This is a genomic window from Priestia sp. 10L35 (genome assembly GCF_056395685.1).
In genome coordinates this window covers 888,065-901,526 of sequence record NZ_JBFTKA010000001.1, presented here as the reverse complement: position 1 = coordinate 901,526, position 13,462 = coordinate 888,065, and the positions used below count along the sequence as shown (strand labels likewise).

General features: G+C 37.3%; 18 protein-coding genes. 7 read left to right on the top strand and 11 right to left on the bottom strand.

Features of this window, described 5'->3' with window-relative positions; genetic code table 11:
• Nucleotides 1–481 precede the first annotated feature (481 nt).
• The 3 genes from AC1DEF_RS04605 to AC1DEF_RS04595 all read right to left on the bottom strand — a co-directional run bounded on the left by AC1DEF_RS04605 (nucleotide 482) and on the right by AC1DEF_RS04595 (nucleotide 1,957).
• A complete protein-coding gene (locus tag AC1DEF_RS04605; protein ID WP_016765278.1) occupies nucleotides 482–712 on the bottom strand; it encodes a YuzI family membrane protein in 231 nt (76 codons plus the stop codon).
• A 114-nt stretch (nucleotides 713–826) separates the two neighbouring features.
• Nucleotides 827–1,546: an NAD-dependent protein deacylase gene (locus AC1DEF_RS04600; protein ID WP_097824439.1), complete on the bottom strand. Its 720-nt coding sequence runs from the start codon at nucleotides 1,544–1,546 to the stop codon at nucleotides 827–829.
• A 12-nt stretch (nucleotides 1,547–1,558) separates the two neighbouring features.
• Nucleotides 1,559–1,957 carry a universal stress protein gene (locus AC1DEF_RS04595; RefSeq protein WP_013058676.1) on the bottom strand — a complete coding sequence of 133 codons (399 nt, stop codon included), beginning with the start codon at nucleotides 1,955–1,957 and terminating at the stop codon, nucleotides 1,559–1,561.
• Nucleotides 1,958–2,115: 158 nt separating this feature from the next.
• Between AC1DEF_RS04595 and AC1DEF_RS04590 the strand changes: the two genes are divergently transcribed.
• On the top strand, nucleotides 2,116–2,259 hold the full coding sequence (locus AC1DEF_RS04590; protein ID WP_013058677.1) for a hypothetical protein: 144 nt from the start codon (nucleotides 2,116–2,118) through the stop codon (nucleotides 2,257–2,259).
• Between the two features lie 26 nt (nucleotides 2,260–2,285).
• Here the strand turns inward: AC1DEF_RS04590 and pfkA are convergent, their stop codons facing one another.
• Nucleotides 2,286–3,245, bottom strand: coding sequence for a 6-phosphofructokinase (gene pfkA, locus AC1DEF_RS04585; RefSeq protein WP_013058678.1), 960 nt, complete (start codon nucleotides 3,243–3,245; stop codon nucleotides 2,286–2,288).
• A 345-nt stretch (nucleotides 3,246–3,590) separates the two neighbouring features.
• Here pfkA and AC1DEF_RS04580 point away from each other — a divergent pair, with 345 nt between their 5' ends.
• Both AC1DEF_RS04580 and AC1DEF_RS04575 read left to right on the top strand, forming a co-directional pair.
• Nucleotides 3,591–4,268, top strand: a complete 678-nt coding sequence (locus AC1DEF_RS04580; protein WP_016765281.1) for a C40 family peptidase — start codon at nucleotides 3,591–3,593, stop codon at nucleotides 4,266–4,268.
• Between the two features lie 139 nt (nucleotides 4,269–4,407).
• Nucleotides 4,408–4,950 carry a 5' nucleotidase, NT5C type gene (locus AC1DEF_RS04575; RefSeq protein WP_028415087.1) on the top strand — a complete coding sequence of 181 codons (543 nt, stop codon included), beginning with the start codon at nucleotides 4,408–4,410 and terminating at the stop codon, nucleotides 4,948–4,950.
• A 149-nt stretch (nucleotides 4,951–5,099) separates the two neighbouring features.
• Here the strand turns inward: AC1DEF_RS04575 and AC1DEF_RS04570 are convergent, their stop codons facing one another.
• From AC1DEF_RS04570 to AC1DEF_RS04560, 3 genes are all read right to left on the bottom strand, one after another.
• Nucleotides 5,100–5,225: a hypothetical protein gene (locus AC1DEF_RS04570; protein WP_013058681.1), complete on the bottom strand. Its 126-nt coding sequence runs from the start codon at nucleotides 5,223–5,225 to the stop codon at nucleotides 5,100–5,102.
• 586 nt (nucleotides 5,226–5,811) lie between these two features.
• The gene (locus tag AC1DEF_RS04565; protein WP_255255768.1) at nucleotides 5,812–5,937 is read right to left on the bottom strand and encodes a hypothetical protein; all 126 of its coding nucleotides are present in this window, start codon (nucleotides 5,935–5,937) and stop codon (nucleotides 5,812–5,814) included.
• Nucleotides 5,938–6,040: 103 nt separating this feature from the next.
• Nucleotides 6,041–6,445, bottom strand: coding sequence for a secondary thiamine-phosphate synthase enzyme YjbQ (locus AC1DEF_RS04560; protein WP_043976663.1), 405 nt, complete (start codon nucleotides 6,443–6,445; stop codon nucleotides 6,041–6,043).
• A 118-nt stretch (nucleotides 6,446–6,563) separates the two neighbouring features.
• Between AC1DEF_RS04560 and AC1DEF_RS04555 the strand changes: the two genes are divergently transcribed.
• The 3 genes from AC1DEF_RS04555 to AC1DEF_RS04545 are packed head-to-tail and all read left to right on the top strand — an operon-like array spanning nucleotide 6,564 to nucleotide 10,243.
• Nucleotides 6,564–7,994: a spore germination protein gene (locus AC1DEF_RS04555; RefSeq protein WP_016765285.1), complete on the top strand. Its 1,431-nt coding sequence runs from the start codon at nucleotides 6,564–6,566 to the stop codon at nucleotides 7,992–7,994.
• A 21-nt stretch (nucleotides 7,995–8,015) separates the two neighbouring features.
• Nucleotides 8,016–9,119 (top strand): GerAB/ArcD/ProY family transporter, encoded by a 1,104-nt coding sequence (locus tag AC1DEF_RS04550; protein WP_028410927.1) that lies wholly within the window; start codon nucleotides 8,016–8,018, stop codon nucleotides 9,117–9,119.
• Entirely contained in the window at nucleotides 9,116–10,243 is a 1,128-nt protein-coding gene (locus tag AC1DEF_RS04545; RefSeq protein WP_097824440.1) for a Ger(x)C family spore germination protein, read from the top strand. Before AC1DEF_RS04550 ends, AC1DEF_RS04545 begins: the two co-directional genes overlap by 4 nt.
• A 6-nt stretch (nucleotides 10,244–10,249) precedes the next feature.
• Here the strand turns inward: AC1DEF_RS04545 and AC1DEF_RS04540 are convergent, their stop codons facing one another.
• Nucleotides 10,250–10,618 (bottom strand): hypothetical protein, encoded by a 369-nt coding sequence (locus AC1DEF_RS04540; protein WP_097824441.1) that lies wholly within the window; start codon nucleotides 10,616–10,618, stop codon nucleotides 10,250–10,252.
• A gap of 230 nt (nucleotides 10,619–10,848) precedes the next feature.
• Here AC1DEF_RS04540 and AC1DEF_RS04535 point away from each other — a divergent pair, with 230 nt between their 5' ends.
• Nucleotides 10,849–11,451, top strand: coding sequence for a DUF3885 domain-containing protein (locus AC1DEF_RS04535; RefSeq protein WP_013058688.1), 603 nt, complete (start codon nucleotides 10,849–10,851; stop codon nucleotides 11,449–11,451).
• Nucleotides 11,452–11,491: 40 nt separating this feature from the next.
• Here the strand turns inward: AC1DEF_RS04535 and AC1DEF_RS04530 are convergent, their stop codons facing one another.
• From AC1DEF_RS04530 to AC1DEF_RS04520, 3 genes are read right to left on the bottom strand one after another with little or no spacing between them, the layout of a single operon-like run.
• Nucleotides 11,492–12,187, bottom strand: coding sequence for a hypothetical protein (locus AC1DEF_RS04530; RefSeq protein ID WP_043976658.1), 696 nt, complete (start codon nucleotides 12,185–12,187; stop codon nucleotides 11,492–11,494).
• On the bottom strand, nucleotides 12,187–13,056 hold the full coding sequence (locus tag AC1DEF_RS04525; protein WP_097824442.1) for an ABC transporter ATP-binding protein: 870 nt from the start codon (nucleotides 13,054–13,056) through the stop codon (nucleotides 12,187–12,189). Before AC1DEF_RS04525 ends, AC1DEF_RS04530 begins: the two co-directional genes overlap by 1 nt.
• Nucleotides 13,053–13,421, bottom strand: coding sequence for a GntR family transcriptional regulator (locus AC1DEF_RS04520; protein ID WP_013058691.1), 369 nt, complete (start codon nucleotides 13,419–13,421; stop codon nucleotides 13,053–13,055). The genes AC1DEF_RS04525 and AC1DEF_RS04520 overlap by 4 nt, the downstream gene beginning before the upstream one ends.
• Nucleotides 13,422–13,462: the final 41 nt, after the last annotated feature.

Genomic DNA, 13,462 nt, shown 5'->3' with positions numbered 1-13,462 from the left:
TATAAACATTTTTATATGGAGCAAAACTGCCAGTCTTTCTTCCTTATCTCACGTTTCACTCGTTAATGTAGCAGGTCATTCTTTATTCAGCTGTTCTAGATGTGAAGCAATGGCTCACATCGCTTCATTTCATGATGTTGCTTCAGCGCTGATTCTCTCTTCCATTCATTTATAAAAAATTTAGTAGTTTACAATCTTTATAAAGTTAAAGTCTGTTAACGTCTTAAAAGAGCGATTATGTGATAAAGAGCGATATGCGTGAAGCAAATGTAGGTTTATATAATACTGTATTGTACGCTTTGACACTGGTGCATATAATGCTACTTCGCCAACGTGGTACACTGCCCCATCCAATCACCTCTATTTCCGTATATCTAAAAAGAATAAGGAATAATTATCCTATTTCTTTTTAAACTTATTGACTTTATTTTAAATGTTAAAAACTTTGCAGTCAAACGTTTTAGTTAGTCTCCTGCCCTTGCTATTTACTGGTACGGCGATTTTTAGCAGGTAAATAAAAGCTTGCTGCTACACAAAAAAACCCAAGGACAAAACAGATAATGGGGAGTTTCATACCTATTGCTTCAGCATAATAAGTGAGACTCCTTCCGTGAATAGGGACAAGATTCATTTCAAAAATCAAAGTCAAAACAGCTGTCACTTTGAGTGCAATACCAACAATGAAGAGACAAACTCTCAAGCCTCCACTCATATGCGCAAACATCCCTTCTATCCATTAGCGAATGGATGATGTACTACACCATATGATACATCCCTACACTTTATCACTAAATGCTAAAAAAGCGCTATGTCCATGCATAGACGCTTATAAATTTGCGACCACTTGTCCAATGGAATCATAGATAACCAAATCAAACAAATAATCGTAATGCGTAGGTTCTTTATTAATCATCACCATGTTTGTACGATTGTACCGGCTCACAAGCAGCGGAATCTGATTAATCGGTGCTACTTCAAGCGATGAACCAAGCACGATGAATAAATCAGATGACAGCGCTGCTGTAACTGCTTCATCGAACTGATGAATGGCATCTCCAAAAAGAACAACATTTGGCTTTAAAAGGCGCTCACACGCTGTACATTGTGGGAGAGCTGACTGATTTAAATACGCTAAGTCATACTCTTCTTTACAGCTCGGACAATGAGCTCTCTTAATGGACCCATGAATTTCAAAAACGTTCGTGCTTCCTGCATCTTGGTGCAAGCCATCAATATTTTGCGTAATTACATGCACGGTTTTGGCTTCTTCTAGTTCAGCAATAAAGCGATGGCCCGTATTTGCTTTATACTGATGCAGCATTTTAATATGAAAAATTTCTTTAAACAGCGGCCAAAATTCATGAGGATATTGCTCATAGAAGTCAGCAGCTACTATGTCCACAAAGCTTTTATTTTGGCGATATAAGCCATTTTGAGAGCGAAAGTCCGGTATGCCCGACTCTGTGCTCATTCCTGCTCCCGTAAAAAAACAAATGTGTTTAGCATCATTAATGAGCTGTTTTAATTCTTTGTACTGTTTTACCATTGCATTTCTCTCCTATTTAACAATTAGCACAGGAATCGTTACTTGCTGTGCAATCTTAGAACTCACGCTTCCAAGCAGCATGCCTTTTACAGGATTTAACCCTCTGCTTCCTATTACTACAAGGTCAAATGAATTTTGATTAGCAAATTGAATCACTGTTTTAGCCGCGTCTCCGTGCATAAACGTAATCTCATACTCCACGTTTCCTTGCTTTAAAATTTCATCTGTTGTATGTATCCGGCTTTCACGTTCCTCATCGCGGCTAAGTGATTTTAATCTTGAATCACCCTCTACTGCATAAATGACCTGAATAAAACTGTTTTCCGTCAGCTGAGCGAGCTGAACGGCTTTTTCTGTTGCTTTAGCTGCATGCTCTGAGCCATCTGAGGCAAGTAAAATTCGTTTAAACATCACGCTTCCTCTCCTCTTTTGTAAAATGGTCTTCTCTCTTTACTATATCACTCGCTGTTCAAATGTAATCATTTTTTTGATTATTTCTATAATTTTTAAAATTATTTGTCTACTTTTATGATAAACTGAAAGAAAACTTGTACAGAGGGGATGGAACGATGTTTGGTTTTGAATTAATTTGCACCTTTTGCAAAGGACTCGGAAAGCTAGCCGTTATTCCTGGTATCGGTTACATGAAAACATGCAAACACTGCGAAGGAACAGGGATGCAATCAAAAAAAGACGAAACTCCTTCCATATAAGAAGTTTCGCCTCAGCCATACTGTGATTAGATTGAAAGCTCTTTAGATAAACGGTACATATCAGCATTGATATGGTGAGGTTCACCTAAAATTTCCATAATATCATAATCTACAATTTCATTTTTACGGATACCGATTGCACGGCCGCCTTTACCTTCTAGCAGAAGCTCGACTGCACGACCGCCGAAACGGCTTCCTAGCACACGATCTTGAGCAGTTGGGGAACCACCGCGCTGAATGTGTCCTAATACTGTTACACGCGTTTCAATACCTGCAGCTTCATGCAGCTGCTTCGCTACTTCATTACCATTGGCTACGCCTTCAGCTACTACGATAATGCTGTGCTTTTTACCGCGCTCTTGTCCTTTTCTCAAACGGTCAACCATTTCTTGGAACTCATCTTTTGCTTCTGGAATAAGGATTGTTTCCGCACCGCCAGCAAGACCTGACCAAAGAGCAATGTCTCCTGCATTACGACCCATAACTTCAATAATAAACGTACGTTCATGAGAAGTCGCCGTATCACGGATTTTATCAATAGCATCGATAACCGTATGAAGAGCCGTATCAAATCCTAATGTAAAATCTGTTCCTGGAATGTCGTTATCAATTGTTCCTGGGATACCGATACAAGGGAAACCAAGCTCTGTTAGTTTTACAGCTCCCATATATGATCCGTCTCCACCAATAACTACTAAGCCTTCAATACCGTGCTTCTTAAGGTTTTCAATACCTTTTAAACGCCCTTCTTCTGTTTTGAATTCTGGACATCTTGCAGAATAAAGCATAGTTCCGCCGCGTTGAATGATGTCACCGACATCTCCAACTTCTAGCTTTTTAATATTTCCTTCTATTAATCCTTGATACCCTTGATAGATACCGTAAACTTCCATACCTTCATGAATTGCTTTACGCACAACAGCACGAACCGCAGGATTCATACCTGGAGAATCTCCGCCGCTTGTTAATACACCTATTCTTTTCATTACTTTCACCTCATCAAAGTCACATACATGACTACTATATTATAGTTCTACATTTTACCCGAGTTCGAACTTTTTGTGTAGTAATTCACAACATATTTCTTTGTTAAATTTTAAATGTACATACTTTTTCATATCTTTTAGTTATTTACCGTCAAATATTCAAAGTTTTTCTAGCAATATTGCACATCTAAAGAACCCTTTTAGTTACAGCTTTTATAAGACTATATTCACCTTTATATTTCATTTTTTTCATATATGTAATGAAATTGTAACGTAGAACACTGTCGAAAGATGATATGATGAATTTACTCAAATCAGGAAAAATTTTCAGGGGGTACTAGTTTTATGAAAAAAGTAATAGCAGCTCTTACGCTTGCTGGCGTTATTGTTTCTACTAGCCCGATTGTCAGCCAAGCGGCTCTAGGCGACCAAACGCTTCGCCAAGGCATGAATCACCAAGATGTTAAACAACTACAACAAACGTTGAAAAATAAAGGTTATTTTAAAGGGAATACGACTACATACTTTGGGACTGTTACAACTTCTGCTGTAAAATCATTTCAGCGCAAAAATGGACTAGCAGCAGATGGTATTGTCGGAAAAGGAACGTATGCTAAACTAGGCGTTTCAGCAAAGGGCAAATCGCCTTCTAGCTCAGCGCGCTATAACCCTAACGCAGTGATTAACAAAGGAAAACAGTATATGGGCGTTCGATATCGCTGGGGCGGAACAACGCCAAGCGGCTTTGACTGCAGCGGTTTTATTGGCTATGCGTTCAAACATGGCGGCGGGGTTCAGCTTCCTCGAACAGTAGCTCAAATTTATCAAAAAGGAACGCGCGTCTCAAGTCCAAAAGCTGGAGATATTGTGTTCTTCCAAACCTATACAAAAGGGCCTTCTCATGCAGGAATTTATTTAGGAAATAACCAGTTTCTTCACTGCTCTTCATCTAAAGGTGTGAGCATCTCTTCTCTAAAAGAGAGCTATTGGAGCAAACGCTATTTAGGTGCTAAAAGAATGTAGTTTCTATAAAAAGGGCAAGCTGTGCGATTTTGATGCGGCTTGCTCTTTTTCTGCATGTAAAAGATTTGGTATAGTAGAAGCAGCACATTACATTGCAAAACCAAGCGTGTAGATGAATACTGTAAAGGAAGTTGAATAAATGCACACCCTTTTAATTGACATGGATTCTGTCATTTGTGATCTTATGACGGATTGGCATAACCAATATAACAAAGATTATTGCGACAGCTTATCGGTTGAAAAGTTAAAATGCTGGGAATCAGAAAAGTATGTAAAGCCGGAATGCGGGACAAAAATTTATGACTACCTCGATCAGCCGGGGCTTTTTTTACATTTACAACCTCTGCCTCATGCTGTTGAGGTTCTTAAACGACTTTATGAAAGGTTTTCCATTTTAATTGTCACAAGCAGCCGTACCTATGCTTATACAGAAAAAGAGCAGTGGGTTGAAAAACACCTTCCGTTTATCGGAAAATACAATATCGTTTTTACACACCAAAAAGATAAAATATACGGAGACTTGCTATTTGATGATGCACCGCATAATTTGAAGGCTTTTCAAGCTACAGGTCGCCATGCTGTTGCCATGAGCTACCCGTATAACGAAGAAGTAAATGTCCCTCGCGTGGACGATTGGCTTCAGTTTGAACAGTACGTAAATACTTATTTTAACGAATGTTAAGCTAAAAAACACGTGGACTTTGTCATCAGAGAATGAATGCAGTGCGTTTGTTAGCACAGCTATAAGCATAAAAAAACCGCCTTTTGGGCGGTTTTTGACGGATAGCCCCTAAGGGTTATCCGCTTTTTATTTAAAAAAGATATCGTTTTTTAGTACTTATCAGCTGATGAGAAAAAGTCCATAATGGCATGGATAATTTCAACGGACTGAAAAGAAAACAATGATATGGCTGTTAATGAAAAGAAACCAATCATGGCCATACGTACAAGTAACATAGACTAATCGCCTCCCTGTTTTGAACTAAATGAACGCACCCAAAACAATTCGCTATCTGTCTTTGTTTGTACGACGTTTTCGCCAAGCAAAGGCAGCTCATTCACTGCGTGTAACAATGACAATGAATCTTCATCTTTCTCTTAAAGACTAAGCGTATAGTTAGTATATCAAATGAAACTTTTTCTTCAAGGCTATACTAGCGGTAAAAAAGGAAATAGTATGAAACGATGCGTCTTATCTTTATTTCATACAATTCAGTACCCTAATATTTATTATATTAAACCTTTTAGGAAAATTGCTACTATTATATCTTTTTTTATAAAAAAAGATATTAAGACATAACTAAATCAATCCAACCTAAAGACGAACAAGTGAGATAAATGATCTCGACCGCTTGTTGCATCGCTGTTGATTTCCGTGTAAGACTTCGTTTTCCGTCAGCGTCCGATGAGCCTCCTCGTCTACATATACGAAACCTACGTCCACCCTACCAATGAAAAAATCCGAACGCGTTAAATTCTCAAGCAAGAATCAAACTCATTCGGATCTTCTTTCAATTAAAATAATTTTGTCTCTTCACTTTATTTATCGACACGTACTGTAATATTCATTGACAATGTCTAAAATGGTTGGGTATTCTTCCACCCATGTAAAATTTGTTTTTTCATTTTCTTTTTTTACTGCTTCTTGTTCTGCACTTATCTTTTCCATTGTTCAATCTCTCCCTTTAACTGTTATATAACATTTATATTAAATTAACTTTGTTTTATAACAATTTTCAGAAAAAAGTTGGACAATGACGTATGAAAAAAAGTTATTGTGCCGATAAAATTTTTACATAATACGTACGAGTCCTCGGTCCATCAAACTCACAAAAATAAATTCCTTGCCACGTTCCTAACAGCAGCTGCCCATCGTGAACGATTATATGCTGAGAGGAGCCGACCGTGCTCGCTTTGAGATGCGCCGCCGTATTTCCTTCCATATGAAGATCTAACTTATGTTCCCAAGGATATACTTCATCGAAGCGTCGGATCATATCGGTTTTTACATCCGGATCCGCATTTTCATTAATTGTTATACCAGCGGTTGTATGAGGACAGTAAACAACTACAGCCCCTTCTTTTAATCCTTCTGTTCTTATTAATGCTTGTACCTGACTCGTCACGTCAATCATTTCGTCACGCTTATTCGTTTTTAACGTAAATGAATGTAGCATACCATCACCTCTTTTCTTTACCATAACATATCTTTTCTATTCTTCCACATTTTTCGCATAACTCGTTTTTACATCGTAAACACTAAGCTCATTAACACAACAGGCGGTGAGTTTATTTATGCTCGATTCAAAATTTCAGCCCAATGCAGACTACACCGTTCAAACGTTTCTAGATTTGGTGGGTCAAAATACAGACGTTGGTTCCAAAAAATTATGGCTGTCTCCCACAAAATATATATGTATTATTTATCTCCAAGGATTAGTAGACGGAGAAAAACTTGATAATCTTACTCAGCATGTTGTTGAGACAAAAGCAAAAAGTGAAACGCAAACACTCGATGACATCGATTCGTTTATTTCTGTCATTAAAGACAAAGAAGTTTATACATACAAGCAAGCGATCTCGTGTTTTTTTAAAGGTCAGCCCTTGCTGTTCATTAGCGAAAGCACCACGGCATACTCGCTGAATATGTCTATGACCAAACAGCGCTCTTTAAGTGAACCTACAACAGAAAAAGTAGTGCGCGGCCCTAAAATTGCTCTTATCGAAAACTTAGATGAAAACCTTGGTCTTTTAAGGCAGCGTTCTACCGAAGAAGAAATGGTGATTGAAGACATTTATATTGGAAATACAAAGGAACATCGAACAAGTATCGTTTTTCATAATAAACACTGTCAAACTCACATCGTGAATCAAGTCCGAGAGAAATTATTAGACATTCCTTTAGATAACATTCAAGACTCAGGAATGATTGAAGAATTTTTAGAAGAAGCACCTTACTCACCGTTCCCTCAAGTACAAAATACAGAAAGACCGGATCGTGTTCTCGCTGCGGTGAATGAAGGGCGAGTAGCCATTTTAGTAGATGGCTCTCCTTTTGCTCTTTTAGTGCCTACAACTTTCGATATGATTATGAAATCACCCGACGATTATTACGAAAGATGGATAGCTGGTTCGTTGCTAAGATTACTAAGGTACTTGTCTATTTTTATTACCCTATTCTTTTCAGCTATTTATATTTCACTCGTTTCGTTTAACCAAGGTCTGCTTCCGACGGAGCTTGCTATTACTATTGCGGCCACACGAGAAAACGTTCCTTTTTCTCCTTTTATCGAAGCAGTGGTTATGGAAGTGACGCTTGAATTATTGCGCGAAGCCGGTCTGCGTCTCCCTACTCCTGTGGGACAAACAGTTGGACTTGTAGGCGGGGTTGTGATTGGTCAAGCAGCGGTGGAAGCCCATATCGTTAGCTCCGTTATGATTATTGTTGTATCTGTATCGGCAATTGCGTCCTTTACCGTTCCTCAGTACGGAATTGGCCTTTCGTTTCGAATTTTGCGTTTCGTATCTATGATGATTGCAGCAATATTTGGATTATACGGAGTTACCATGTTTTTTCTTGTTCTCGTCATTCATCTAACCAAGCTCGAAAGTTTTGGTATGGCTTACTTCAAACCGTTTTTTGCGTTAAATAAAAAAGCGTGGAAAGATTCTTATATTCGTCTGCCAAACAAAAGTCTAAAACAGTCTAAAAATAAAGCCAAATAAAACTGACAAAAGGAGGACCATATGGAACAATCACAGTCACAATCAAGCAAGCTTCTTTCAGACTTTTATGCCATTTCAATTATCTCTTCAACCATGCTGGGCGTCGGTTTATTAACACTGCCAAGCAGCATTACAAACCAGACAAATAATGCAGACGGATGGATTGTACTTATTATGGACGGCCTTTTGTTTATTGGAATTGTTCTTTTTTTAGTCTGGATGGTTAAATATTTTACGATTAGCTGTATGTTTGACTTCACGCAAGAAGTAACCGGCAAGTTGATTGGAAATATCTTCAACTTCGCTATAGTCGTTTATTTCACATCTGTAGCAAGTTTTGAAGTAAGAGCTATGGCAGAAATGATCCATTTCTATTTACTGGAAACGATGCCCATTGAGTTAATTATCCTTTCGTTTATTTTGACAGGCGTCTATTTAATCACTGGGGGTATTAATTCTATTGGAAAAGTAATGGCCCTATGTTTTCCTGTAACGGTCATCATTCTTCTTATCTTATATCTTCTTAGTATCGGAATGGTCGATTTAAAAAACTTACAGCCCGTGTTAGCCGATGGATTCAGCCCGCTTCTTGCTGCTTTTACAACCGTCTCTGTTTCCTTTTTAGGGATTGAAACGATTGTATTTCTTCCAAAGCATATGAAAAACAAAAATCATTTACGAAAAGTTTCTATCATCGGATTTTCCATTCCTTTACTTTTATATATTATCACTTACGTATTAGTTGTCGGCGCGTTATCCGTTCCGGAGGTAAAAACGACCGTCTGGCCTACGATTGAATTTGTTCAGACGCATGAAGTAAAAGGAATTTTCTTTGAGAGGCTTGAATTATTTTTACTTATTGTCTGGCTTCTTCAGTTTTTTTTAACCTTTGTAATGTATTTCTTTTTAGCTGTTTCAGGATTTAAAAAGATTTTCAAAAACCGATCAACTACTAATATTATCTTTCTTGTACCCGTTTTATTTATGAGCTCTTTAGCCCCCAAAACAGCAAGCGACGTGTCGAATTATTCAACTGTTCTAGGCTGGGCATTTTTAGTGACATTTTTGGTTATCCCTCTTTTTTTCAGCATGTTAATGAAAATAAAAAAGGTTGTGTTCAAATGACGAAAAAATGTCTTCCTGTCATGATGACCATTTTTTTATTGTGCGGCTGTACAAATCATCGAAACATTGAACAACTTGCTCTTGTTATAGGCGTGGCAATGGATATCACATCGAAAATAGAACCAAAAACAGGAAAAAATCAGCTTGTGCTGACTCATCAAACGTTAACCGAGACAGAGTCCGGAAATATGTCTTCTTCCATTCCATACAAAAACATTACAACAGCTGGTCCTACAATTCATGAAATCACGCGAAATATTTCGCTGAAATCTGATCCTATATACAGCCAGCATCAGCGAGCACTTTTAATAGGAGAAAAAGCAAGCAAGACCATCCCTCTTGATGCGCTTATCAATCAGTTTGTACGTGATAATGAAATACGCCGCAGCAGCCTTGCGTTTGTTACAAAAGGCGATGCTAAAAACGTTTTAACGATTCAAGGAATGTCTGTACCGCCTATAAACTTAATTTACGAGCTTGTTTATAATAAATTCAAAACGAACAAAATTCTAAATCCCCTAACCATGGGAGAGCTATCGGCTAAGTTAAAAACAGATCAAAGCTTTTTAATACAGCGGCTTTCTAAAATAAAAAATAGCGTTGAAATAGACGGCGCGGCAATCATAAAAGATAAAAAAGCAAAATTCACCTTAACTCAGCACCAAGTGGAGGCATTAACGTGGTTAACGGGGAATATTAAAGGCGGAATTATTTACGGCAAACACGGTCCATACCCCTTTTCCTATGAAATTGGAGATGTTCAGCAAGATGTGAAGGCCCGCATTGATTCAAATCACTCCGTTCATTTTGACATCAACGTTCAAGCAAGCGGCAGGGTATCAGAAGATTGGGAGACTTCAAAACAGGCTCTTGCCGCCTCTAATGTAAAGAACACCGAAAAAAAAATAGAAAAAATCATTCGAAAAGATGCAGAAAAAACACTTCGCTTATTACAAAATAATTACAAAGCTGATGTGATTGACCTGCATGATTACGTACGAATTCATCATCCTCATTTTTGGAAAAAACATCAGCATGAATGGGATGAAATATTTAGCCAGTCGACCATCGACTATCATATTCATGTTCAAATTAAAGATTTTGGAACACAGGGTAGAGATTAGCTCTTATTACTCAACGCCAGCTTCAGTCAGCTCTTTTTTCTTTAGTTCCATAATCGTGAACTTATCGGTATAGTTTTTGCTGACGAACAGCTGGCGTTCATTGTCGTTATTAAAATAAAATTTTTTATCATCTTGATATTGAAAATTCACTTTTTTCTTTTTCATTTGTTTAATAAACGTTAAGTAGTCATTTGAATGAATGAGATACCTTTTAGGCTTATCGGATATTTGAACAACATCTTCATCCGAAGATTTTAATTTTACAATACTCCATGCAATAGGAAGAGGATTACCTTCTTGAAAGATCGTTTTGTGAAAAATGAGCACAAAGAAAGCAGCTGTAATAATTGAAATAAGAACAAGCTGTTTTTTCACCGTATATCATCCTTTCTTCACGTCGTTACTACGTTAAGTAATACGACAGGCGTATGAAAAAACCTGTTCATCCGCAAAGGTTGTGTAAAGAAATAATGCAAAATCAACAAAATATAACAGTTTGGTTACCTTTTGATTAAATAACATTACTTCTTTACAAATTTAACTAATCACGTGATAGACTAAACTCAACATATTAAGTCAGGACTAAACTAAATGAGGTGTTGCGTATGACTACAATGCGGCTTCAATCATACTTAACAACAATGTTTCCAAATGTTCAAATGAAAAGACCTCTTTTTTATAACGCGCCCGCAGGTATCCGTTTTACGCTTACCAATCAAAAAGGCGTATGGGAACGAGAATACATGAAAAATGTGTACGCACGCGCTTACGAAATTTTTGAGACACTCCATGAAAAAAATGATGAGCTGTTACTTGTTTTCAAAGCGAATGCTGCACAGGATGATTTACTTTTAAAAAAGAAAAAAGAAACAGCTATTAAAAAATTCATTCGCTCTCGCCTGAAGAAACAAGAAGTTCAATCCGTAGCATTATTAAATAACGCTGAGTATATTATTGCCTGTAAAACAAATGATGTGAAAGAAAAGCTTCTTTTGCAATCAATTGCCAACCGCGATCTTCATATTCATCCGGCTATTGAAGAAGAGTGTTACATTGTGAATTTGAATAAAGAAACCATCTTCCACCTATACGACGAGCGCGGACTGGACATTGTATCGAACAATCAGTCTTCTCTTCAACTTCTTCAGCAAAAGTTTCACGACTGGATTCTAGATATTGATGCAGCTTGCTCTAAAAAAGTACAATAAAAAAAGCAATCATTCAGTAAAGGAATGATTGCTTTTTTTATTAGGCTTGATGGACAGGAGACGCTTTTTTTAAAAACAGCCAGTTGATAAGAAAGAATAAGAAGCTTACGATAACCATTGTTCCGAATGTAAGTAACAACGACCCGTTCGAAAAGCTTTTTATAAAATGAATAACCGGTTCTTTTGTCACTGGAATCGTAAACAGTAAAATTAAAACAGCACCGGTGATCATCCCTCCTGTTTGCCCGAATTTGTAAACGATGCTGCCGAGCAAACACGATGCTGCTGTAACAAAAAAAATAAATACAGCGTCCGTTAAAAAGTGAACAGTGACAGTAGGGTCATGAAAGATAAAATCGCTCGCATAATAAAGCTGAACATTCATTAAATTCAAACTATTAATCACCTTTATGGAAATGCTCATGATGACAACATTGATAAGGGACATTACAATTGCAAATAAAGCAAAAACACAGGTCATCGTTAAAAGATATGCTTTACGAGTAGCTCCTAACTTTAAGCAAAAGGAAAAACTTTTTCGAATGATAATAAAACTTACAATACCTGAAAAGATGTACTGCGGCATACTTGTTACTAATAGAAGATGCTCATTCACCTGACTGAAAACTAAAATATCTACTACAACAAAAGCTAACAGAATCGTCCAAAAGCGAATCATTAAATACTTTAGTTCAACGTAGAGCGAATAACTAATGGCGGCAAACTGTCCTTTCATTACGCTACACCTCCACGATTTGCTGTAAGATAAATCATAATATCCTGTATATGAACAGCTTCTATATGAAATGAACTGTCGACAAGCTCCTCAGCATAAATATCTTCATTAAAGAGGACTATTTTTTTCTCTCCTCCGAATACTTGTTCATGGATTACTTGCTTTCCTTTTTCATATTCTTCAATTTGACTTTTAGGTCCTTTCACACTTACACAGCGCTGCTGCAAATTTTCTGCCGTATCCTGAAGAATCAGCTTTCCTTTTTGCATAATGAGTACTTCTTCAAATAAATTACTTACCTCATCAATTAAATGCGTTGAGATAATGAACGTGCGTGGATATTCTTCATATTCATCCAATAGAAGCTCATAAAAACGCGCTCGCATCGCAGCATCAAGTCCAATATAAGGTTCATCAAAGATTGTGATGCTCGTTCGGGAAGATAGCCCAACAATAATTCCTAATGCTGATTCCATACCTTTAGATAATGCTTTCACTTTCATATTACAATCTAAATCGAACTCTTCCATAAGCCTCTCAGCAGCTTCTTCGCTCCAGTAAGGATAAAAAAGTGACGCAATTTTTAACACGTCTTTGATTTTTAATGTTTTTTTGAAATTTCCGCTTTCGTTAATTAAGCAGATGTTTTGCAAGACAGAGCGGTTTTCAAATGGAGATTGATTGCCCACTTTTACCTCTCCTGTCGTAACTGGAATATGCCCGGCTACAATTTGCATCAGAGTCGTTTTGCCCGCTCCATTTCTACCTAGTAACCCGTATATTTTATTTTTTGCTAGCGTAAGTGAAATGTCTTTTAACACTTGTTTAGATCCATAGCATTTATTTAACAGCTGCGCTTCTATATTCATTTTATTTCCCCCTTGTCTAACAGCTCTTTTAACTCGTTTACCGTAATCCCCAAATGCTGTGCTTCTTTTTTCAGGGGAACAATAAAACGGTTATAAAATTCTTCTTTTCTTTGTGTAAGCAATACTTCTTTGGCGCCCGCACATACAAACATCCCTATCCCTCTCTTTTTATACAATATTCCGTGGTCAACTAGCTGATTAATTCCTTTAGCTGCTGTTGCAGGGTTAATGCGATACATTTTGGCAAATTCATTCGTAGACGGTACTCTTTCTTCTTCTGGAAAAGCATCATTTAAAATATTCTCTTCGATGGTTTCTTTAATTTGTTGAAAAATTGGTCGCTGATGATCTAATGATTGTTTCATTTTGACTACCTCACTTAAGTGGTTCATTACTCATGTAACTA